We start from the raw sequence: 24069 nt of genomic DNA, 5'->3' as shown, positions 1-24069 counted from the left end.
AAAAAAAACTTTATTATGTTGTTTTTTAAACTTTTAAAGGAACTCTAGGATAGACGCTTGTAATACTTTTGCTCCCCGAAAAAAAAAGGTTTAGCTGCATTAACAAATTAATATACAGACAATTGTATTTAAGACTAGAATAATTTACTTCAAATTAGTTAACGGTTTTTCGAATCATTGTTTAGACAAACAAAAACAAATATGAAAACAAAAATTACTTTATTTTTTATACTGCTTATGCTGCCTTTTATGAGTGAAAAGGCATTTTCGCAGACTGTTTCTGGTGTTGCCAGTAATACAGGATGTCGGGATAGTGGTACCGTAACATCAAGCAGTACTGGATTAGGGGTAACCCCACAGTATCAGCTTTTGAGATCTGGAATTGTTGTTTCTCCAGTATCTGGAGATAATACGCAATTTACCAATAATCCTGAATTTACGGGATTAAGTTCAGGAACTTATGTCGTAAATGCAAGGGCAACTTCTGGAGGAACAGTATTCTCAAGCGCTAATATTGTTGTCACAGATGGATATACGGCAATGACAGTTATAACTCCAACAAAAGTTGCTAATTGTGTTGGAGGTACGGCACAGTTAATATCAACAGTTGCAAACGGAAAAGGACCTTTTACTTATACCATTGCAACGCAAACTGCTCAAGGTACAATTTTACAGAATAGTGGTCCAATTTCGGCCAATACTTTTACTTTTAATGGACTGGCTGCTAATAGCTATATTGTAAGTGTCACAGATTCTTGCGGTTTGACTATAACTGGAGCTACTTCTATTTCTAATCCTACTCTAGGATTAAATGATATAAAATTAGGTTACATTGTTTATCCAGGATATTCAACTGCTTATAATTGTAATACAGGTTTGTATGCATTTAATTCAGCAAATTTTAGGTATGTAGCAACTGGTACGATTCTTTCTGCAGCAGATGCAGCTAATTTTTCATGGAAAATAAAGTATCAGGGACAATTATATGGACAAGATATAACAGGAGACGGATTGAGTGATATTGGTGGAGCGGGATATCCTGCTTTGCAAGATAAGATAACGATGCCTGCAATCGCCACAAGAGATGCTATAATTGCAGACCTTGCCAACATGAGGGCTGTTCTTATTGATAATTGTGGAAATACAAAAGAATTTCCTTTCAGTATGTTATATAATACTATTGCAACCAGTAATTGCGGTGGTAATGGTCAGTTGCGTATAGGACCGTCCACACTTGGATGTCTTCCCATTAATGTAACATTTACAAATATTGCTAATTCTTCTGATGTGATCCAGAAAACATTAACATCGAACATAAATATTTACAACGGTTTTACTGCCGGAGCAACATATCATCTTACCTATTTAGATGCAGGAGGAAATACAACAGACGTTTTTAATTTACCTGTTTCACAGAATATAACAATTCCAGCTGCTCCAAGTATAACATTGACACAGTATGCCTCTTCACCAAATTTGAATTACTTGAATTATGGCTCAATAGGAGTAAATGTAAGTCCTTATCAAACAGGCGATATAGTTAGTTTTGTAGTAACGGCATCTAATAATCCTCTTGTTCCTGTTGGTTATAGTGAAACTACGACGATAGATAGTGGTGGATATGCAATAATACATAAAGTAAACGCAACAGACCCTACGGGTAACTGGCCTAAAGGTAATTATACATTAGAATTTACCACTACTTGTGGTGTAAAGAGTTTAAATATAACAATAGCGGGATTTAATCCTATAATATCGACTGACAATACTTCTGCTTCGCCAGTCTGTGGTGGATTTAATTATACAATGAGAGGAACTTTTGATAGTCCCTCTTCTTATCAGGTCGTAATAGTATCGGGGCCTTCTAGTGTAGGACAGACAAGAGATATTGCTAATTCTACTTCTTCACTTCCTTTTAATGGGTTAGGTTATGGCACCTATGTCTTTGGGCTAAGAGTTAAAGGTGGAAACACAATTTTACTTAGCCAAACAATTACCTATGATGCGAATAATGCAATTATAGTAGACAAAACAAATACGGGAGGCTATGTCTGCGCTTCAGGAGCTACAAACGGTGTTTTAACCATTACGGCAACTTCTAATTCTCCAGCTCCGAACAATGTACTTCAATATGCTTTGAGTACCGACGGAGGGAATACTTTTGAGCCTTATCAAAGTGCAAATACTTTCAGCGGACTAACCGATGCAACTTATTTTTTTAGAATAGCAGATGGCTGCGGAAATGTTATTACCCAATCTTGATAATAAAAGGATTTTCTTGAGAATGTTCAAGAGAAAGCTAAAAGATGAATTTGAGTTTTCGGAGAATTCTTTTATTGATCAAAACAAAAAAACGGCAAATTATTTTGATCGCATTATTTATGTAATACATAGTAAAGAAGAGTTGCTAAGTCTTTTAAAAGAAGGCCCAAGATCAAATAGTTTGGTTTGTTTATTTGATAAGCAATTTTATAGCAGCCTATCTTTTCTAGAGGCAATTAATAATTTGATTTTGTTTGATGAATCAAAAACCAGCCGTGAAATTTTTAAGGAAGTCAAACTTTTTTTGAAAAAGAGATTAGATTCCAAAAGCCAGAATAAATCAACTTTACAATCTAATATTTTGCAAACAAAGAGTAATGAATATTATAAAGCTATATATTTTCTAATGTAACATAATTTGGTTATTAATTTTTTTTAATCGCAGGACAGTAATTTCTATTGTCCTGCTTTTTTATTTTTTAAGTGTTGTATTAACAGTTATAAATCTTAAATTGCTGTAAAAAAAATAAATCCTAAATAATGAAAAAAAGAGTCATATTTTATCTCTCGATGATTTTTATTGTTGAGACTCTAAGTAGTTGCAAAGTATTTTCTCAGAAAAACACTGAAAATACTATTGTGTTGAGAAACAGTAGTTCGTTAGCATTATCTCAAAAAGCAATTTCAATTAAAAGAGAAAAATTAGGAACAACAAAAGATCTTTTTCCAATTTTAATATTTAAAAATGATACTATTCCAGCGCAAACCAACGACCTTGATGGAGATGGATTCTGGGATGAGTTATTCTTTACAACGGACTTTTTGCCAAATGAAGAAAAAAAAATTGCATTAAAATGGTCAGAAGTTGATCCGAAATTTACCATTAAGACAAGCGTGCGATTTGGAAAGAGAGAAGCTGAAAATTTGCCTGTGCATTCTGATATAAAAGAAATTTTGCTTGCAAATCAAGTTCTGAAAAAATTAGGCTATCAAAAATACCAAACTGATGGACCAACTTGGGAAAATGATAAAGTTGGTTTTAGACATTATTTGGATGGAAGAAATTCTAAAGATGTTTTTGGTAAAAAAATACCCGGAATTACACCTGAAAATGTTGGAATAAATGAAAAAGGTGCTGTAGAAGATAACTATCATGTGATGCACGACTGGGGCAGGGATATTTTTCCAGTTGGAAGTTCAGTTGGTTTAGGAGGTTACGCTTTGTGGGTCGATAGCAAAATTAACAGACTGGGCATATTAGGTAACGATACTATAAATAATGTTGAAAAAACAACATTTAAAATCGTGACCGAAGGGCCTGTCAATTCCGTTTTGAGTTATCATTATCAGAATTGGAAAGCATCTAATAGATTATATCAAGTTCAGGAAACAACTTCTATTTGGCCCGGAATGTATGCCTATAAAAATACAGTTTCGATTGAAGGTATAAATGGAAAAGAAACATTTCTGGCAGCAATTTCAAACTTAAATAATAAAAATCCGCTGCAGGTAGTAGAAGCTGGAGATTGGATATGTTTAATTCAGCATGATTATTTGACTTATGAAAGACAATGGATCTTAGGAACTGCCATTTTAGTTCCGAAAGCTATTTATCAGGGTTACATTGAAGCTCCAAAAACGGGACAGCTTACAGATTCTTATCTAGCAAAATTAAAGATTGAAAATAATAAAGAAATAAGTTATTATGCAGTTGCAGCTTGGGAGTTGAGTGCAGATAAAGATTTTGCTGATTCTGTATTTTTTACCAATTATGTAACTAATTTGGCAAAACAGCTTTCTGTTAAAATACAGATAAAAATAAAATAATGTAGGTAAGTTAATTGCTGAAGAAATGAAAAGTATTCTTTTAATTGTTATTTATATAGGAGGATTGAACTTTTGCTTTTCGCAACAGATAGCAGAATCTTTTCCAGATGGTATGCCGATTGATAGCTGGTTTAAAACGTACGAGAAACTTCAATTGAAAAATTTAGGAAAACAGTACGTGATAACTGAATTTGGTGTTCAGAATGATAGTACCATAATTCAGACTCAAAAGATACAAGCCGTAATTGATTTAGCTTCTCAAAATGGAGGAGGCGTAATCGTAATTCCAAAAGGCGTTTTTTTGAGTGGCGCTTTGTTTTTTAAATTTAAGACAGCTTTGCATTTGGTTAAAGAGGCTGTTTTAAAAGGGTCAGATGATATAAAAGATTATCCAATAATGCCTTCGAGAATGGAAGGACAGAATCTAGATTATTTTCCTGCTTTAATTAATGCTTACAAAGTTGATCATTTTTCAATATCTGGAGAGGGAACAATAGATGGAAATGGCAAAAAATTCTGGGAAGCTTTTTGGAAAAGAAGAAGTGAAAATCCAGATTGTACAAATCTTGAAGTTTCAAGACCAAGATTAGTTTTTGTTTGGAATTCTAATGATGTGCAATTTCAAGATGTTAAAATGATTAATTCTGGTTTTTGGACGAATCATTTTTATAAATGCAATAATATAAAATTACTCGGGCTTCATATCTTTTCTCCGCATACAGGAGTTAAAGCTCCAAGTACAGATGCAGTCGATTTAGATGTGTGCGAAAATGTTTTAATAAAAGACTGTTATATGTCTGTTAATGATGATGCTGTGGCATTAAAAGGTGGTAAAGGCCCCTATGCTGATCAAGATAAAAATAACGGATCTAATAAGAATATAATTATTGAAGACTGCCTATTTGGTTTTTGTCATTCTGCTTTAACAAACGGAAGTGAAGCTATTCATAATCGAAACATTATATTTAGAAATAGCAAAATTGAAGGCGCTTCACGTTTACTTTGGTTAAAAATGCGACCAGATACACCACAGCGCTACGAATATATTTTAGTTGAAAATATTGAAGGTGACACCAATACCGGTTTGGCTATTTTTGCATGGACACAATTCTATGATTTAAAAGGTAGAAAAGAGATTCCTATATCATATGGAGATAATATTATTCTGAGAAAAATTAAGCTTAATTGCAATAATTTTTTTGGAGTAGAAAAAGACTTAAATGTTCGTTTGACAAATTTTAGATTTGAAAATTTGGAAATTAAATCGGTCAAAACTAAAATTGACAAAAGCCTTATAAGTGGGTTTGTTTTAAAGAATGTCTTTATTAATAATACGCTAGTTGATTAGTTTTTTTTCTTTATAAAGTCAATTTGACGAAGAAAAATTAACAAATCTGAGGTCTTTTAGACACAATTTAGTAGTTTTCCTGTGCTATTGCAGATACTTTCTGTAGTACTCTATAAAGACTACTTTAAAAATATTTTTAAAATAAGTATTTGATTATTAATGTGTTGTATTTGCTGGTCTTTTGAGAAATTTGTGAGTCAATTTATTGTAAAGAAAATGAATGAAAAACTGCATTAAATTTAACAGCAAATATGTTGTAACTATCACACAAACTTCTATTTTTGTACCTTAATTTAACAATATATAAGCATGAAAGATTTATTAGTAAAAATCAACGCCGAAATTGAAACATTTAAAGCAGAAGCTGAATCTTTAACTGAAAAAGGAATTAAAGCTGCAGGTCCAAGAGCACGTAAAGCTACTTTAGAAATCGAAAAACTTTTAAAAGAGTTCAGAAAAGTTTCTATCGAAGAATCAAAAAAATAATACCAATAAAAACCTCGTCTGTTGACGAGGTTTTTTTATAAATGAAATTTGATTATTAAGTTTTAGCCAAAGAGAAGAAACCTTAAAATCTTAGCTTCTTAGAAACTTAGTATCTTAAATCGAATTTCTATCAATAAAATTAAAAGGAACTTTTACTTGACCTTTTTCTTTATTCAAAATCATTCGGGCAGCAGTTTCTCCCATAATATTAAAATCGGTAGACATTACTGTAATTCCTAGTAATTCTTTAAGAGGTGTATCATTATATGAAATGACACCTATTTCTTTTCCTAAAACAAATTCTTCATCACGAATCTGTTTGACCAAATTAACTAAATCAGATTCTTCGATTGTAATAAATAAATCTCCTCTTTTTAGAATCATATCATCATAGACTTCGCTTAGAATTTCAAAATTGATTTCATGTTCTACACAGAACTTTCTAAATCCGTGCAAAATTCTTCTAGGATAAGGATAAACGGCTTTATCTGGATAAACTAAGATTAACCGTTTGTATTTTGTTATTTTAGAAAGACCTTCTTTTAAAGCATTGTAAATATCATTTTCAAAATCCTGATAAATTTTAATGACTTCATCGCCAGTTCCTAGTTTTATGTTGTCTAAAACAACTAATTTTTCTTGTAGAATATTTTTTATTGCATTTACAACAGCATCAGTAAAACTTAAATGCTTTAATTCATCTGTTTTAAAATGCGTTGTAATAACATAATAATCATAAGCGCCTTCGAACTTATCTAAAATATTCAGGAATAATGTTTCGTCGCAGTGATAGATTTGAAGATCAACATGTGCATTAGCTCCTAAAGTATCTATAAATGAACTATAAGTTTTCATTTTATAAGAACTCAACTTATTTGTTAAGAATAGAATATTGACTTTAGATTCGAGTTTTGTTCTAGTAATATAATAGCCTTTTCCTCTTATAGAAGAAATAATTTTTCTTTCCTTTAGAATATTATAAGCCTTTTCGACTGTGTCACGAGACATATAAAATTCTTCACTAAAACTATTTATAGAAGGAATTTTTTGATTGATTTTCAAATTTCCGTTAGCGATGTTCTGAAGGATAGAGTCAACAATCTGTTTGTATTTTGGAACCCTTGAATCTTCGTCTATTTTGATAAGTTTAATCATGTTCTTTTTGGGAAATTTGTCTCGTATTTCAACGAAACTCATTTTTAATTCTACTATTTGACAAAAAAACTATTCTGTCAAAATAATTTAAAGGCTTTGTTTTTTTAATCTGATAAAAGAGAATTTGATAAGGCTTGTAGTCTTTTTTTTATAATTTCTAAATTTTAACCAGAATGCATAATTAATAATTGCGAAATCGATTGCTAAAGTAGCCATTTTAAATTTATTTACCCAATAATTACAGAGCCTTATTTGTAATAATCTTTAGTTTTAACAAAAAATACGAAATCCGTAAAGGATAGTACAGGACAGTTTTCTTTTTTACATTCTCTTATTTTACAAAACCAAATTACTATCAAACCAAACCTTAAACCAAAAACATAATATGGAATCATTATTAGGAATCATTTTTCATTCTATCGGAGGATTTTCTTCAGGCAGTTTTTATATGCCTTTTAAGAAAGTAAAAGACTGGGCTTGGGAAAGCTATTGGCTAGTAGGAGGATTTTTCTCTTGGCTGATTGTGCCGCCGGTTGCCGCTTATTTAACGATTCCTCATTTTGGTGAAATTATTGCGACAGCTTCTCCATCAATAAAAGCATTTACTTTTTCAATGGGATTAGTATGGGGAGTAGGAGGTTTAACTTATGGTTTAGGCGTTCGTTATTTAGGAATGTCTTTAGGGAATTCAATTACACTCGGATTTTGTTCTGCTTTTGGTGCATTGGTTCCATCCATTTATTACGATTTATATCCAACAGAAGGTAAAATTTCTTTTAGTGATATGCTAGCTAGTTCTGGCGGACAATTGGTTTTATTAGGAGTTGCAGTATGCCTTTTAGGAATTGCGATTTCTGGAAAAGCGGGAATGCTAAAAGAAAAAGATTTTGCTACAGGTCATGAAGATAAAGACAAAGATTTCAGTTTAGTAAAAGGTTTAACAGTTGCTGTTATTTCGGGTATTTTAAGTTCATTCTTTAATTATGGAATTGAGGCTGGAAAACCAATGGCTGAGCATGCGGTAATTAACGGTTGCAATCCATTGTTTCAAAACAATGTTACTTATATCGTTTTGCTTTGGGGTGGTTTAACAACCAATTTTATCTGGTGTCTTTATTTAAATTTTAAGAATAAAACTATTGGTGATTATACCAATAAAGCAACTCCAATAACAAAGAACGTTTTATTTTCTGCTCTTGCTGGTACAATGTGGTTTTTACAATTTTTCTTCTACGGAATGGGTGAAAGCAAATTAGGAAATGGAGCAAGCTCATGGATTTTGCACATGGCGACGATTATTTTAACGGCGAATTTTTGGGGTTTTTATTTGAAAGAATGGACGGGAGTTTCTAAAAAGACATTTAGAACTTTCATTTTGGGAATCGGGCTAATTATGCTTTCGATTGTTTTGGTAGGAATTGGTAACTCATTATAAATAATACAAGAATTAATATAAAAGTATATGTCGAATACAAACACAATTAATACAAATTTTAAGCACGTAAGCTACCTTTGGGATGATGCTAAAGCCGCAGCATTAGCGGGTGATGAAGTAGCGCTTTTTATTTATCGTTCTAACTTGTTAGGAGCTGATTTAAGATTGACTAACTATGGTGGTGGAAATACTTCTGTGAAAATTACAGATAAAGATCCTTTAACTGGAGAATCTTCTGAAGTAATGTGGATTAAAGGTTCTGGAGGTGATATTGGAACATTGACAAAATCTGGTTGTGCAGCTTTGTATTTGGACAGACTTCGTAATCTTGAAAATGTTTACAGAGGAATTGAATTTGAAGATGAAATGGTAGAATTATTCAACCACTGTATTTTCGATTTAGCTTCAAAAGCGCCTTCTATTGATACGCCTTTACACGGTTTTCTTCCATTCAAACATATTGATCACTTACATCCAGATGCGGCAATTGCTATTGCAGCGGCAAAAGATGGAAAGAAAATTACAGAAGAATTATTCAACGGAGAAATCGGTTGGGTTGGCTGGCAACGTCCAGGATTTGATCTTGGTCTTCAATTAAGAGCTTGTTTAGAAGAAGCGGCTCAAAACGGTAAACAGTTACGAGGTATTATGTTAGGTTCTCACGGTTTGTTTACTTGGGGAGATACTGCATTCGAAAGTTATATCAATACGCTGGAAGTAATCGAGAAATGTGCGACTTACTTAGAAGATAACTACGGTAAAAAACGTCCAGTTTTTGGAGGAAAGAAAATTGACAGTCTTCCAGAAGCAGATCGTAAATTAAAAGCAGCAAAAGTAGCTCCAATTTTAAGAGGTTTCTGTTCATCAGAGCGCCAAATGATTGGACATTATACAGATGATGCAAGAGTTTTAGAATTCATTAATTCTAATGATTTAGCGAAATTAGCTCCATTAGGAACATCTTGTCCAGATCACTTCTTGAGAACTAAAATCAGTCCATTAGTTTTAGAATTAGATCCAAACGAAGATTTATCTGATGTTGCAGCTGTAAAAGCAAAATTAACTCCTGCATTCGAAGCTTACCGTGCAATGTACAAAGACTATTACAATGCATGCAAAAAATCAAATTCGCCAGCAATGCGTGATCCAAACCCAGTTGTAATTTTATATCCTGGAGTTGGTATGTTCACTTTTGCTAAGGATAAAACAATGGCGCGTTTAGCATCTGAATATTATATCAATGCAGTAAACGTAATGAAAGGCGCTGAAGCAGTTTCAGAATATACTTCATTGCCACACCAAGAAGCTTTTGATATCGAATATTGGTTGTTAGAAGAAGCAAAATTACAGCGTATGCCAAAACCAAAAGCATTATCTGGAAGAGTAGCTCTTATAACAGGTTCTGCGGGTGGAATTGGTAAAGCTATCGCGAAGAAATTTGCTCAAGAAGGTGCTTGTGTTGTAATCAACGATATCAACGAAGAGCGTTTACAAGGTGCTACAGCTGAGTTTACAAAAACATTTGGAAAAGATGCGGTTTCTAGTACTCTATTAAACGTTACGGATGAAGTAAGTACAGAAAAAGCATTAGACGAAGCTTCTTTAGCTTTTGGAGGTGTTGACATTATAGTGAACAATGCTGGAATCAGTATTTCAAAATCTATTGCAGAACATACTCTTGAAGAGTGGGATAGATTATACGATATCTTGGTGAAAGGACAATTTATTGTTTCTAAAGCAGGAATCGAAGTAATGCGTAAACAAGGTTTTGGAGGAGATATTGTAAATATCGTTTCTAAAAATGCTGTTGTGGCTGGTCCAAATAACCCTGGTTATGGTTCGGCAAAAGCGGCTCAAGCGCACTTAACACGTTTAATGGCTGCTGAACTTGGAGCTGATAAAATTCGTGTAAACACAGTAAATCCTGACGCTGTAATTTCAGATTCAAATATTTGGTCTGGAGGATGGGCAGAAGGTCGTGCAAAAGCATACGGAATCACAGTGGAAGAACTTCCGGCTTACTATGCAAAACGTACGTTATTAAATGAAATCATATTGCCTGATGATATTGCTAACGCTTGTTATGCTTTTGTTGGAGGTTTACTAGGTAAATCTACAGGAAACGCATTAAACGTAGACGGTGGCGTAGGTATGGGCTTTTATAGATAAAGATTGTTTAGGTTTTTTATATAAGTTTGTTTAAGCAAAAGTGGTTTTTTGTGGTCTAGCGTTCGAATTCTTTCGGACGTTAGATTTTTTTAGCATATAACAATTCGCTTTTACAACGAAAACTTAACAAAAAAGTGAAGTAAAACGGGAGTTTGGATTGTATAAAATCTATAAGTTTAAAAATAGTAAACACATAAAGATATGGAACGCAGATAAAACGGATTCGCTATCGCGAAAACGCTGAAAAAAACGGATTTTTTGGTTTCACGCAGATTTAGACAGATTTAAGCAGATCTAAAAGATTTTAATTTGAGATGATTTAAAAAAAAGATCTGCGTTAGTCTGCTCTAATTCTGCGTGAAACCAAAAAATAAAATCCGCGTTAATCCGCGTTTTCGCGATAGCGAATCTGTATCATCAGCGTCTAAATTCTAGGTGTTGCGTGTTAAAAAAATGTACTAAACGTATAAAATTTATATATTGTAAACTCTATAAAAATATTAATAACTATGTTAATCTCATCAAACCATATTGATTCTCACAATGAGGATTTATTAAAAAAACATCAAAACAAATTAGTTTTCACAGCATCTGAAATCAATGAAACAGAAGCGATTATTCAGAAATTAATCGACTTTCAAATTGCCATTCCATCTTGGGCTTTAGGAACAGGAGGAACACGTTTCGGGCGTTTCGCTGGTGGCGGGGAACCTCGTTCATTAGAAGAAAAAATTGAAGACGTTGGATTACTTCATAAATTAAATAATGCTTCTGGCGCGATTTCACTTCATATTCCGTGGGATATTCCAACAAACTATGGAGCAATCAAAACATTGGCTGGACAGCACGGTTTGAAGTTTGATGCAATGAACTCAAATACTTTTCAAGATCAGGCAAGCGCTGAACACACTTACAAATACGGTTCTCTGCAAAACGTAAACAAAGCGGTTCGTAAACAAGCAATTGCCCACAATATTGAAGTAATTAAACACGGAATCGAATTAGGATCTGAGTCTTTAACTGTTTGGTTGGCTGATGGTTCTAATTTTCCTGGACAATTGAACTTTAGAAAAGCCTATCAAAACACATTAGAAAGTTTAGAGGAAATCTATGACGCATTGCCTTCTAACTGGAAATTATTTTTAGAATACAAATGTGCTGAGCCAAACTTTTATTCTACAACAGTAGCAGATTGGGGACAGTCTTATTCTTATGTGAAAAAATTAGGCGACAAAGCACAGACTTTGGTAGATTTAGGTCACCATCTTCCAAACGCTAATATCGAGCAGATCGTTTCTTTATTGTTAATGGAAAATAAATTAGGAGGTTTCCACTTTAACGATTCAAAATACGGTGATGACGATTTAACAGCTGGTGCATTAAAGCCATATCAATTATTCTTGATTTTTAATGAATTAGTAGAAGGAATGGATGCAAGAGGAATGAATCACGCTAAAGATTTAGGCTGGATGATCGATGCTTCTCACAACATCAAAGATCCGTTAGAAGATTTATTGCAGTCTGTTGAAGCGATTATGATTGCTTACGCGCAAGCACTTTCTGTTGACAGAAAAGCATTAGTACAAGCTCAAGAAGAAAATGATGTGGTAAAAGCGCAGGAAATTCTTCAAAATGCTTTCCGTACAGATGTTCGTGCACTAGTGGCTGAAGCTCGTTTACGTTCTGGAGCGGCTTTAAATCCGGTAGCATTATACCGTTCTATTCAAGTAAGACAAAATCTTATCGAAGAAAGAGGCTTAAAAACAATGGCAACGGGATTATAATTATAAATTATTAATTGTTAATTCTAAATTGACAATTGATAATTAACAATTTACAATTAAAAAAAATGAATGTAGTTGCGATTTTTGATATTGGTAAAACAAACAAAAAGGTTTTTTTATTTAATGAAAATTATAAAATTGTCTGGGAAAAATCAGTTAATCTGGAGGAAACAAAAGACGAAGATGGTTTTCCCTGCGAAGATATAGAGGTTCTTCAAAAGTGGGTTTTAGACCGATTGGAAGAAATAAAAGAATTGACTGATTATGTTTTAAAAGCCATCAATTTCAGCACTTACGGAGCCAGTTTTGTTTATGTAGACGAAAATGGAAAAGTTTTAACTCCTCTGTATAATTATCTGAAAGATTATCCAGAGGAATTAAAATCTGATTTTTATAAAAAATATAAGGGAGAAGAAAAGTTTGCCGTAAAAACAGCTTCTCCGGTTTTAGGAAGTCTGAATTCTGGAATGCAGATTTATAGGCTGAAAGAAGAAAAACCAGAATTATTCGAGAAAGTAAAATACTGTTTGCATTTGCCACAGTTTTTGAGCTTTCTTTTAACTAATGAAGCTTACGCTGATATTACAAGTATTGGCTGTCATACCAATTTATGGAATTTCAAAAAAATGAAATATCACAAATGGTTAAAAAACGAAGGAATTGACGCTAAATTACCTCCAATTTACTACGGCAAAGATGTTATCAGAACAAAAGAAGGATTATCTATTGGTACAGGACTTCACGACAGTTCTTCGGCAATAATTCCGTATACTATAAACTTTACAGAGCCTTTTGTTTTATTATCAACTGGAACTTGGAGTATTTCTCTAAATCCTTTTAATAATAAGCCATTGACTTTTGAAGAGTCGCAGCACGATTGTTTGTGCTATATGCAATACACAAACAAGCCTGTGAAAGCGGCGCGTTTATTTGCAGGAAACGAACATGAAGTTCAAACCAAAAGATTGGCAGAACATTTTAAAGTGCCTGTAGATACTTATAAAGAGGTTTATTTTGATAAAAAAATTACCGCTAATTTACGTTCACTGAATTATCAGATTTTCTATCCAAAGAAATATGATTTTGATATTTTGAATGAATGCCCGTTTCAAAAAAGAGATTTATCGCAGTTTAAAGATTACGAAACAGCTTATCATCAATTAATGTTGGATTTGGTAGAACAGCAGTTTTTCTCTACTAATTTGGTTATCCAGAATAGTCCCGTAAAAAAGATTTTTGTTGATGGCGGATTCAGTAAAAATTCAATTTATATGAATTTATTAGCTGAGGCTTTTCCAGATGTGGAAGTTTACGCGGCTTCTATGGCTCAGGCAAGTGCTTTGGGAGCAGCATTGGCAATTCATGAGAACTGGAATCCAAAACCAATTCAGAACGATTTAATTGACTTGAAATTCTATAAACATTAGGTAAAAACGGTCTGTATGTTGTAAATTTGCTGAGAAACGTATTTTTTACATTTTTACAGTACACGCCTAATGAACAACACACTAAATATTACAATATGAAAATTGGACTTTTTATACCTTGTTATGTCGACCAATTTTACCCAAAAGTAGGAATTGCAACCTACGAATTACTTCAAAAATTAGGTTGTGAAGTGCATTTTCCGATGGGACAAACCTGCTGCGGACAGCCAATGGCAAACAGCGGTTATGCTCATTTAACTAAAGGATGTGATGCCAACTTCATTGCCAATTTCTCAGGATTTGATTATATCGTTTGCCCTTCTGGAAGCTGTGTTTTGCATGTGAAAGACCATTTGCATGATGAAAAACAAGAAGAGAAGGCAACAGCAATTCGAAATACGGTTTACGAACTTACCGAATTTATTACCGACGTTTTAAAAATCGATCACATTGACGGAAGATTTCCGTTTAAAGTCGGAATGCATGTGAGCTGTCACGGTCAACGCGGATTAAAGCTTTCCCAGATGTCAGAATTAAATGCGCCATTTTTCTCTAAACCAGAACAATTATTACACAGTATAAAAGATCTTGATCTGGTTGCTTTAACTAGAAAAGACGAATGTTGCGGTTTTGGAGGTACATTTTGTGTAACAGAAGAAGCGGTGTCTGTAAAAATGGGACAAGATCGTATTAAAGATCACGAAAGTCACGATGTGGATTATATTACAGGTGGAGATATGTCTTGCTTAATGCATTTGGATGGAATTCTAAAAAGACAAAAAAGCAGAATTAAAACCATCCATATTGCTGAAATATTAAATTCACTCGAAAATTAATTTTTTTTCTACCATTAAGATATTAAGAAAGTTAAGTTGCTTACTGCTTAGAGCTTAAAGCCTACAGCTTAAAAAAATAAAAAATGTCATCAGAAAAAATAATACAGCACAGCGAAGCCGCAACAAAATTCAACAAAGATGTTGAACGTGTCAATTGGCACGATGAAACACTTTGGTTTGTTCGCTCAAAAAGAGATAAATCGGCGCATCAGATTAAAGATTGGGAATTGCTTCGTGAAACAGCTTCTCAAATCAAATTTAATGTGCTTTCTAATATTCACGATTATTTAGTAGAATTTGAAGCAAATGCGCAACGAAATGGCGTAATTGTACATTGGGCAGCTGATGCCAAAGAACATAATGAAATTGTGCATTCTATTATGGCAAAACATGATGTAAAGCAAATGGTGAAATCCAAATCGATGCTTACAGAAGAATGCCATTTGAATGATTATTTAGCAGAAAAAGGAATTGAAGTAATCGATTCAGATTTGGGAGAATATATTGTACAGCTTCGTAAAGAACCGCCAAGCCATATTGTGCTTCCTGCGATTCACTTAAAGAAAGAAGATGTAAGCGAAACTTTTCACGAACATTTAGGTACCGAAAAAGGAAACTTTAATCCGCAGTATTTAACCGAATCTGCGCGTCAAAGTTTACGAAATACCTTTTTAACTAGAAAAGTAGCCTTAACTGGAGTTAATTTTGCTGTTGCAGAAACAGGCGAATTTGTAGTTTGTACTAATGAAGGAAATGCCGATATGGGTGCGCATTTAGCAGATGTTCACATCGCCTGTATGGGATTTGAGAAACTAATTCCGAAAAGAGAACATTTAGGTATTTTCTTGAGATTATTAGCAAGAAGCGCAACAGGACAGCCAATTACTACTTTTTCTAGTCATTTTAAGAAACCTAGAGACGGAAAAGAAATGCATATCGTAATTGTAGACAACGGAAGAAGTAAACAATTAGGAAGAGAAGAGTTTAGAAATTCGCTTAAATGCATTCGCTGTGGTGCATGCATGAACACTTGTCCAGTTTACAGGCGTAGTGGCGGACATAGTTATCATAATGCGGTTGCAGGACCAATTGGTTCTATTTTGGCGCCAAATTTAGATATGAGCAAAAATGCCGATCTACCTTTTGCCAGTACGCTTTGCGGTTCTTGTACCAATGTTTGTCCAGTAAAAATTGATATTCACGATCAATTGTATAAATGGCGTCAGGTTTTGGTTAAAGAAGGGCATACGCCAACAGCAAAAACAGTTGCAATGAAAACGATGGCTACTGTTTTAGCCAATCCGACCGTTTTTAATATTGCTGGAAAATCTGGACGATTTGTAATGAAGAACATTCCAGGAATGGTCAATAATAAAATGAACAAATGGTACGATCAGCGCGAAATGCCAGATGTTCCGGAAGAATCTTTTAGAGAATGGTACAAGAAAAATTCGAGAGAATCTAAAGAAAAAGGAAATGAGTAGTAAAGGCGAAATTTTAAAAAGAATAAAAGCAAATCAGCCAGATTTGGTTTCAGAATTGCCAGATCTTAAAGTTTTAGGTTCAGAACAATTTGATGTTTTAGAAACGTATAAAACGGTTTTAAAAGGTATTGGAGGCGATCCTGTGGAAGTTGCTAATTATGACGAAATCGTCAATTATATCAAATCGAATTATAACTTAGAGAAGAGATTAATTACAACACTTCCAGAACTTTCTGAAATAGCTTCTTTAGACTGGAAAACGGTTGATCCACATTCATTGCAAGATGTTGAATTGACTGTTATAAAAGCGCATTTTGGAGTCGCAGAAAATAGCGGACTTTGGGTTACCGATGATATCTTAGGACAGCGAGTTGCACCATTTATTGCGCAATATCTAGCAATTGTGGTCCATAAAAAAGACATTCTGCCAACGATGCAACAAGCTTATGACAGAATTGGAAACTTGGAATATGGTTTTGGAACTTTTATTGCTGGGCCATCAAAAACCGCAGATATTGAGCAGTCTTTAGTTCTTGGAGCACACGGCGCTAGAGGATTGATTGTGTTTCTGTTAGATTAAGAAAATCGAATATTTATATAATAAAAAAGCGAGGCAATTACCTCGCTTTTTTTATGTTTAAAACAGTTTTTAATTAAGCTGTTTGATCATCAATTGTTGCATCTGGAGCATTCTTTTTAACAGATTCGATTCCGTTTTCTCTTGCAGAAGTGCTTTCGTACATTTCGCTTGAACCAATAATTTGTCCGTTTCCAGCTTTTAAATTAAAATAAGGTTTTCCGCTTTTAGATTCTAATCTATCGTAACGACCATCGTCTGATGCATTTTTTTGAACCGATTCAATACCATTATTGCAAGCCGCTTTTGTTGTATAGCCTTCGCTTGTTAAAATTGTCTGGCCATTACCAGCTTTCAAATTGAACTGAAACTCTCCATTTGTTCTAGTAGTAATTACAAATTTTCCCATGCAGTTTAAATTTAAGGTGAGTATTAATTATTTCGCTATCGATAAAAATACAAAACTTAGTAATACAAATCATACGTGAATTTGAAAAAATAATTATGCTAACAATAATAAATCATTTTAGCCCAAGAACTTAGTTGTAGACTTCATATTCCTAAACGAAAATCTGAAACACTTTTCTCTTCTAAATTAATTTCTTCAAAAATACTTTGAGTTCCTTTGTCAACGGGACATTGCGTACTAATTCCCATCCAGATTTCTTTAGGGTAATTGTTTTTATACAAACGAACCATTTGCCAGTTCTTTTTATCAAGAGAATAATAACTAGCAACGGTTTTGGTGTCAGAAGAGATTTTCATGTAAACAGAAGGCTGTTTTACCACATCGTGATTATTATCATCAGAAGTTCCCATTGTACGAACGGTTACAATTCTGTGATTGCCTCTTTCGTCTTGTTCAAAACAGAATTTCTGATAAAAACTATCATTTACATAAATGTATAAAACTCCTGCATTGTATAAACCACTCTCTGTAAATTCGGGCGTAACTTTCGCGGTAAGCGTAAAAGGTTTTGTATTGTCTACTTTCGATAAAAGCATTGGCGCTGTCGTGTTCGATAATTTTCCGTCTGGATCAGAAAAGTAATCTGATTTTTCACCTGCTTTAAAAACGATTTTTTCATTTGCTTCCTTTTTTATTAAAGTATCAGCGCCATTTATCGCTTTTGTAAAATGAATATTCGATAATTTAATATCGCAAGGTAAACCGTTTACAATAGCCGAATCTGTTTTTATTTCTTCTGTCATGACTGTTTTTGATGTCTCATTTTTATTATTACAGCTTGCAAGAGAAAGACTAATGATAATAATAACGTTGTAAAAAAATGTTTTCATAAATTATTTTTTTGGATAGAAAGTGATATTTTTAAGTTTCCAAAAATAAAATTGCTAGATAAAAGCAGCAATACGTAAAATTAACCAATTCCACTTTTTTAGATGTTACAGAATCCTTCAGTCGAAAACCAATTAATGGATACATTTTTAGAACAAAAATTTGAAATTGGAGAATCTAACGACATAGAAATGTACAAACAATTTGTGATAAATTATGTTAAAATCGAGCAGTGTGTGGCAGTTTTATCCGATTATCAAGGAGATTGCAGTTATATTTTTGCTGGAAATTTTGGTTCTGTTTTCGGACTCCCAAATGAAAATTCTGTAATTGATTCTGCTTTTGAAGAATGCATTTTTACTAAAATAAACCAAGAAGATTTGGTTGAACGTCATATTTTAGAACTTAATTTTTATGAGTTTTTGAAAGGAATTCCCAAAGAAGAATATTCCAACTACAGTACTTTAAGCAGATTGAGAATGAAAGATTCGGTTGAGAAATGTTCGTATATCAATCATCGGACTATTTATCTTAAAACGTTCAGTAACGGAAGTATTTCTCTTGCTTTGTGTTTATATGCGCCTTCAACAGATTTACAATTTAGAAAAGGCATTGACGGAAAGATTTTCAACATTCAGACTGGAGAAGTTATTGAAGCTGAAAAATATAGAAACAATGCAGAAACGATTCTTTCTAAAAGAGAAATTGAAGTTCTAAATAGCGTTGCAAAAGGAAATAAAAGTGAACAGATTGCATCAGAACTTCATATTTCAGTTTATACTGTTCGACGCCATCGACAAAATATTATTGAAAAGTTGAAAGTAACCAATACGGCGGAAGCAGTTCAAACCGCTTTTGTGATGGGGATTATATCACTTTAAAAGATTTCCTTATTTTTGTTTAGAGGATAATTTATTATGAAGGAAATCAGCGATATACTAAAATCTTATTCTGAAGCACAAGAAGCAGGTAAAAAATGCGCTTTGGCAACAGTTGTAAAAGTTGAAGGTTCGTCTTACAGACAGCCTGGTGCACGTATGCTGGTGACCGAAGACGGAATTCTTACTGGTGCAATTAGCGGAGGTTGTTTGGAAGGTGATGCATTGAGAAAAGCACTTTTATCTATTTATCAAAAACAAAATAAATTAATTACTTATAATACAAGTAATGAAGACAGTGCAGAAATTGGTTTGCAATTAGGATGCAACGGAATTGTTCATATTTTGTTTGAATTTATAGATGAAGAAATTTCTAATAATCCAATTGAGCTTTTGCGCCAATTAGAAGCAGAAAGAAAAGAAGCTGTAGTTGTGACTGTTTTTTCATTAAAAAGAGGAGCAAAGCAAATAGGGACAGCACTTTTTTTTAGAAAAGATAATCCGGTTTTACATCATGATATTGATGTTTTAAATTTGATTTCGGACGTAAAAGAAGTTTTAGAAAACAAAAAGACCATTGTTAAAAAGTTAATCGAAGAAAATGATGATGAGGCTTTAATCGAATATGTAAAACCGCCAATTTCTCTCATAATCGCCGGTGCTGGAAATGATGTACAGCCTTTGGTGAAAATGGCAACTATTTTAGGTTGGAAAATTACTATTCAAGAAGGTCGCACAACACATGTTACGAAAAAACGCTTTCCCAAAGCAGATGTTTTACGCCATATAAAAGCGGAACAATTTTTAGAGAATATTGTTGTTGATGATCGGACATTTTTTGTTTTAATGACGCACAATTATAAATATGATTTGGCTGTTTTAAAATCATTATTTGAAACAAATTGCCAGTATATTGGAATTCTTGGCCCAAAATCAAAATTTAATAGAATGCTGGACGATCTCCATAAGGAAGGAATTGTGCCGAGTGAAGAACAGCTGCAAAGAGTTCATAGTCCGATTGGTTTAGATATTGGTTCTGAAACAGCAGAAGAAATTGCATTGTCAATAGTTGCTGAAATAAAAGCTTTTGCGACAGAACGAATTGGTACTTCATTGCGTTATAAAAAAGGTAAAATACACGATGAAATTGAATATGGTGAAGAAATTTCAAAATAAAACCGCCATAGTCATTTTGGCTGCTGGAAATTCTTCTAGACTCGGAAGGCCAAAACAATTATTGGAATACAAAGAATCAACTCTTTTAAGAAATACAATTTCGGAAGCTTTAAAGGTTGAAAATTCTTTTTTAATACTTGTTACTGGTTCAAATAATAATTTGATTGAAAAAGAGCTTAATTCGGTTGAAATTACGGTCGCTTTTAATTCTGATTGGCAAAGTGGAATGTCTTCTTCTATAATAAAAGGAATTCAGAAAGTACTAGATTTAAATTCTAATTGCGAAAGTTGCATTTTGAGTGTTTGCGATCAGCCATTTTTAACTAATGCTATTTTTGAAAATTTGATGAAAGAATCTGAAACAACAAAGAAAGGAATCGCTGCTTCGGCATATTCGAAAGCTTTAGGAACGCCGGTTTTATTTCATAAAAAATATTTTGAAGAACTATTACAATTAAAAGGACAAGAAGGAGCAAAAAAACTGATTAATAAATATGCTGATGATGTAGTTGCTGTTCCTTTCGAAAAAGGCAATATTGACATTGATACGGAAGAAGATTACGAAAAGTTGATTTCTTGATTGAGTGACAAAGGATCAAAGTGACAAAGATGCAGAGGTTTCTATTGAAATGATAAATAGCGTCCAACTTTAGCTGGATGATAAATTATTTGATTCCAAAAGGCTTTTTAGCCAAAACTAGAAGAAGTTTGGCTAAAGCCTTTTAATCTTTTTTATTTATTCCTCCAGTTGAAACTGGAGACAATTCAAAAAAACTTTGCGTCTTAGCGACTTTGCGAGATTAAATATTAAGTCTTTAATTTCTCAAGAAGATTTAATATTCTGTCAATAGCAACATCAATTTCCTCATCGGTAGTAAATCTTCCCAAACTAAATCTTATCGAACTCAAAGCTTTTTCATCAGATAATCCCATTGCTTTTAAAACATGGGAAGGTTCTGAAGTTACCGCTGAACAAGAAGCGCCATTCGAAACAGAAATATTACCCAAAGCTAGAATCAATTGTTCTGAGTTTACGCCCGGGAAACAGATATTAGAAGTATTGTAAATTCGGTTTTCTATATTTCCATTTACAAAAGAATTTTCAAACTGCAGTAAACCTTTTTCAAGTCTGTTTCGTAATAAAGAAATTCTATTTCTATCTTTTTCTAATTCGTTTACAGCTATTTCCGACGCTTTTCCTAAACCAATAATTCCAGTGACATTTAAGGTTCCGCTTCGTAATTTCTTTTGCTGTCCACCACCTAAAATTTGAGGAGTTAATTTTAGTTTGGCTTTAACCGAAATGTATAAAGCGCCAACTCCTTTTGGGCCATAAAATTTGTGGGCAGAAAGTGCTAAAAGATCTATTCCTAAGCTTTTTACATCAATCGGAATTTTGCCTACAGATTGTGTTGCATCGCAAAAAAAGAGAACATTTTTAGTTTTAAGAATTTTAGAAATTTCACCAATATTCTGTATGACACCTGTTTCATTGTTGGAAAACATTCCAATGAAAGCCAGTGTTTTATCTGTTATTATTTCTTTTAAAAGTTTAATATCTAAAAGCCCGTCGAAGTTTACGGTCAAGTATGAAATTTCAAAACCGATACTTTCCATAAAAGCACAAGTTTCAAGTACGGCTTTATGCTCTGTCTTTATTGTAATGATATGTTTTTTGTTTTGATTGGCGAGACCTTTTATAGCCAAATTAATAGCTTCAGTTGCTCCAGAAGTAAAGACAATTTCTTCAGCATCTGCATTAATTAAATTAGCAGTTTGCCAAGATGCATTTTCTATAGCTTCGTTTATGGTTAATCCTGCAATGTGTGTGCTAGATGGATTAGCATAATAATCTCTAAAATAAGGTAGCATTGCTTCTAAAACACGGTCGTCAACACGGGTTGTAGCATTATTATCAAGATAGATATGTTGCAGATTTGGCATAATAAAAACTTAATTCTCGTAAAAATACAATTTTTCAAAGTAAATAATAAATCTGTTGAGTGTCTAGTTTTTTTAACGCAAAGCACGCAAAGGTTTTATCGCAAAGCGCACAAAGTTTTTTTTAAAGTATAGTTATCTAGATAACTGTTAAGTTCGCAAAGCTTTATCAATTCAAGCTTTGCGAACTTTGCATTCGCTTAACATAAAGTGAGATAAAAAACTTTGCGCGCTTTGCGTTAAAAAAATATCCCGAAGTTGTAATTATTCTAAATAAGAGTAATGTTTGAATTTCATAACTTTTTGTGATTTAAGATGATTAAATTTGTTAGAATGCCCAAGTGATTTAGCTAATTTAAAAATAGATAGAATGGCTTCTAAAAAAACAAATCAGGATAAAGTAACTCCGGAAGACTCCAATTCCCGTCGTGACTTTATAAAGAAATCAGGACTTTTTACCGCTCTTGCTTTCACGCCGCCCTCTTTGGTAATGGCATCGGACAAGAAGTGGGATGAAAAAATTGCGGAGTATTTAGAAACTGTACCGCTTTCTATTGAAGTTAATGGGCAAAAACACAATCTCAATATAGAACCAAGAACAACTTTGCTTGATTTATTGAGAGAACAGCTTCATCTTACTGGTACCAAAAAAGGTTGTGATCACGGTCAATGTGGCGCTTGTACGGTTCATGTAAACGGAACAAGAATTTTATCTTGTCTAACATTAGCATCCATGCAGCAAAATACGCAGGTTACCACAATTGAAGGACTTTCAAAAGGTAAAAAACTGCACCCAATGCAGGAAGCTTTTATCAAACATGATGGTTTTCAATGTGGTTATTGTACTCCAGGGCAAATTATGTCGGGAATTGCTTGTATTAAAGAGGGTCATGCGAATAGCAGAGAAGAAATCAGCGAATATATGAGTGGAAATATCTGCCGTTGTGGAGCTTATCATAATATTGTTGATGCGATTACAGAAGTGAAGGAAGGAGGGAAAGAATTATGAAAAACTTTCAGATAATAAAAGCGTTGTCGTCTTCATCTGCTGTAACTGGCAAAGCCAAAGACAATTCTTCTATGTTTATTGCAGGAGGAACTAATTTGGTTGATTTAATGAAGAAAAATGTTGTGGCTCCAGACAAATTGGTTGACATAAACGGATTGGATTTAAAGAAAATAGAATTCTTAAAAGGAAAGGTTTCTATTGGAGCTTTGGCTAAAAATAGTCAGGTAGCAGAAGATTCCTCAATAAAAGAAAAACATCCTTTGTTGGCATTAGCTCTAGCGGCTGGTGCATCACAGCAAATTAGAAATATGGCAACAGTTGGCGGAAATATGCTTCAGCGCACTCGTTGCTCTTATTTTTACAATACCGATATGCCATGCAACAAACGAGTTCCAAAAAGTGGATGTGGTGCAATTGGCGGTTCAAATAGAATGTCGGCAATTTTCGGAGCTTCGGATAGCTGTATTGCAGTTCATCCGAGCGATATGTGTGTGGCTTTGGCGGCATTAGATGCGACAGTTTTAGTTGAAGGTCCGAAGGGAAAGCGTCAAATTAATTTTACTGATTTTCATCGTCTTCCAGGAAATACACCTGAAAAGGATAATACATTAGAGAATAGAGAATTAATTACTTCAGTTGAAATTCCAGATCATAATTTCACTAAAAATGTTCACTACTTAAAAGTTCGTGACAGAACTAGTTATGCTTTTGCATTAGTATCTGTGGCAGTTGCTTTAGATCTTAAAAATAATGTAATAAATAATGCCAGATTGGCAATGGGCGGAGTGGCTCATAAACCTTGGAGATTATTTGAAACAGAAGAATTTTTAAAAGGAAAAACAGTCTCAGAAGAAATATTTAGACAGGCAGCAAATTTGTCTATGAAAGGGGCAAGAGGATACGGAGAAAACGATTTTAAACTCACGCTTGGGGCTAATGCAATTACAGAAGCACTTACAATAGCAGCATCAAAATAAT

General features: G+C 33.4%; 21 protein-coding genes. 17 read left to right on the top strand and 4 right to left on the bottom strand.

The window, feature by feature from the left end; genetic code table 11:
* The first annotated feature begins 201 nt into the window (after positions 1-201).
* From HNP35_RS11710 to HNP35_RS11690, 5 genes are all read left to right on the top strand, one after another.
* Positions 202-2262 carry a hypothetical protein gene (locus tag HNP35_RS11710; RefSeq protein ID WP_184161882.1) on the top strand — a complete coding sequence of 687 codons (2061 nt, stop codon included), beginning with the start codon at positions 202-204 and terminating at the stop codon, positions 2260-2262.
* Positions 2231-2674 carry a hypothetical protein gene (locus tag HNP35_RS11705; protein WP_184161880.1) on the top strand — a complete coding sequence of 148 codons (444 nt, stop codon included), beginning with the start codon at positions 2231-2233 and terminating at the stop codon, positions 2672-2674. The genes HNP35_RS11710 and HNP35_RS11705 overlap by 32 nt, the downstream gene beginning before the upstream one ends.
* A 128-nt stretch (positions 2675-2802) precedes the next feature.
* Entirely contained in the window at positions 2803-4089 is a 1287-nt protein-coding gene (locus HNP35_RS11700; RefSeq protein WP_184161877.1) for a DUF4861 domain-containing protein, read from the top strand.
* Positions 4090-4114: 25 nt separating this feature from the next.
* A complete protein-coding gene (locus HNP35_RS11695) occupies positions 4115-5437 on the top strand; it encodes a rhamnogalacturonidase (protein WP_184161874.1) in 1323 nt (440 codons plus the stop codon).
* Positions 5438-5746: 309 nt separating this feature from the next.
* A complete protein-coding gene (locus HNP35_RS11690; protein ID WP_012026201.1) occupies positions 5747-5923 on the top strand; it encodes a histone H1 in 177 nt (58 codons plus the stop codon).
* 114 nt (positions 5924-6037) lie between these two features.
* Here HNP35_RS11690 and HNP35_RS11685 read toward each other — a convergent pair whose 3' ends face one another.
* Positions 6038-7078, bottom strand: coding sequence for a GntR family transcriptional regulator (locus HNP35_RS11685; protein WP_184161872.1), 1041 nt, complete (start codon positions 7076-7078; stop codon positions 6038-6040).
* A gap of 385 nt (positions 7079-7463) precedes the next feature.
* On the opposite strand from HNP35_RS11685, the gene rhaT reads away from it, so the two are divergent.
* From rhaT to HNP35_RS11650, 7 genes are all read left to right on the top strand, one after another.
* Positions 7464-8513, top strand: coding sequence for an L-rhamnose/proton symporter RhaT (gene rhaT / locus HNP35_RS11680; protein ID WP_184161870.1), 1050 nt, complete (start codon positions 7464-7466; stop codon positions 8511-8513).
* A 27-nt stretch (positions 8514-8540) separates the two neighbouring features.
* Positions 8541-10682, top strand: coding sequence for a bifunctional aldolase/short-chain dehydrogenase (locus tag HNP35_RS11675; RefSeq protein WP_184161867.1), 2142 nt, complete (start codon positions 8541-8543; stop codon positions 10680-10682).
* Between the two features lie 509 nt (positions 10683-11191).
* Entirely contained in the window at positions 11192-12466 is a 1275-nt protein-coding gene (locus tag HNP35_RS11670) for a TIM barrel protein (protein WP_184161864.1), read from the top strand.
* Positions 12467-12531: 65 nt separating this feature from the next.
* Positions 12532-13893: an FGGY-family carbohydrate kinase gene (locus tag HNP35_RS11665; RefSeq protein ID WP_184161861.1), complete on the top strand. Its 1362-nt coding sequence runs from the start codon at positions 12532-12534 to the stop codon at positions 13891-13893.
* Between the two features lie 95 nt (positions 13894-13988).
* Complete coding sequence (locus HNP35_RS11660; RefSeq protein ID WP_184161858.1) at positions 13989-14729, top strand: (Fe-S)-binding protein; 741 nt, start codon at positions 13989-13991, stop codon at positions 14727-14729.
* An 83-nt stretch (positions 14730-14812) separates the two neighbouring features.
* Entirely contained in the window at positions 14813-16213 is a 1401-nt protein-coding gene (locus HNP35_RS11655; protein WP_184161855.1) for a lactate utilization protein B, read from the top strand.
* A complete protein-coding gene (locus HNP35_RS11650; protein ID WP_184161852.1) occupies positions 16206-16793 on the top strand; it encodes a LutC/YkgG family protein in 588 nt (195 codons plus the stop codon). Before HNP35_RS11655 ends, HNP35_RS11650 begins: the two co-directional genes overlap by 8 nt.
* A 73-nt stretch (positions 16794-16866) precedes the next feature.
* On the opposite strand, the gene HNP35_RS11645 is transcribed toward HNP35_RS11650, so the two are convergent.
* Positions 16867-17199 carry a YegP family protein gene (locus HNP35_RS11645; RefSeq protein WP_184161849.1) on the bottom strand — a complete coding sequence of 111 codons (333 nt, stop codon included), beginning with the start codon at positions 17197-17199 and terminating at the stop codon, positions 16867-16869.
* Positions 17200-17342: 143 nt separating this feature from the next.
* Positions 17343-18089, bottom strand: coding sequence for a DUF1349 domain-containing protein (locus tag HNP35_RS11640; RefSeq protein WP_184161846.1), 747 nt, complete (start codon positions 18087-18089; stop codon positions 17343-17345).
* A gap of 135 nt (positions 18090-18224) precedes the next feature.
* Here HNP35_RS11640 and HNP35_RS11635 point away from each other — a divergent pair, with 135 nt between their 5' ends.
* From HNP35_RS11635 to HNP35_RS11625, 3 genes are read left to right on the top strand one after another with little or no spacing between them, the layout of a single operon-like run.
* Positions 18225-18968, top strand: a complete 744-nt coding sequence (locus tag HNP35_RS11635; RefSeq protein WP_246453488.1) for a response regulator transcription factor — start codon at positions 18225-18227, stop codon at positions 18966-18968.
* Positions 18969-19004: 36 nt separating this feature from the next.
* Positions 19005-20141, top strand: coding sequence for an XdhC family protein (locus HNP35_RS11630; RefSeq protein WP_184161840.1), 1137 nt, complete (start codon positions 19005-19007; stop codon positions 20139-20141).
* Positions 20107-20721 (top strand): nucleotidyltransferase family protein, encoded by a 615-nt coding sequence (locus tag HNP35_RS11625; RefSeq protein WP_184161837.1) that lies wholly within the window; start codon positions 20107-20109, stop codon positions 20719-20721. The genes HNP35_RS11630 and HNP35_RS11625 overlap by 35 nt, the downstream gene beginning before the upstream one ends.
* A 227-nt stretch (positions 20722-20948) precedes the next feature.
* Here HNP35_RS11625 and HNP35_RS11620 read toward each other — a convergent pair whose 3' ends face one another.
* Positions 20949-22085 carry a cysteine desulfurase family protein gene (locus HNP35_RS11620; RefSeq protein WP_184161834.1) on the bottom strand — a complete coding sequence of 379 codons (1137 nt, stop codon included), beginning with the start codon at positions 22083-22085 and terminating at the stop codon, positions 20949-20951.
* Positions 22086-22452: 367 nt separating this feature from the next.
* On the opposite strand from HNP35_RS11620, the gene HNP35_RS11615 reads away from it, so the two are divergent.
* On the top strand, positions 22453-23091 hold the full coding sequence (locus HNP35_RS11615) for a (2Fe-2S)-binding protein (protein ID WP_184161831.1): 639 nt from the start codon (positions 22453-22455) through the stop codon (positions 23089-23091).
* Complete coding sequence (locus tag HNP35_RS11610) at positions 23088-24068, top strand: FAD binding domain-containing protein (RefSeq protein ID WP_184161828.1); 981 nt, start codon at positions 23088-23090, stop codon at positions 24066-24068. The genes HNP35_RS11615 and HNP35_RS11610 overlap by 4 nt, the downstream gene beginning before the upstream one ends.
* The last annotated feature ends 1 nt before the right edge of the window (position 24069 follow it).

Source organism: Flavobacterium notoginsengisoli, assembly GCF_014207905.1.
In the GTDB taxonomy this organism is placed as follows: Bacteria; Bacteroidota; Bacteroidia; order Flavobacteriales; family Flavobacteriaceae; genus Flavobacterium; species Flavobacterium notoginsengisoli_A.
The sequence above is the reverse complement of the archived record's forward strand: the minus strand, read 5'-3'. Positions and strand labels throughout refer to the sequence as shown.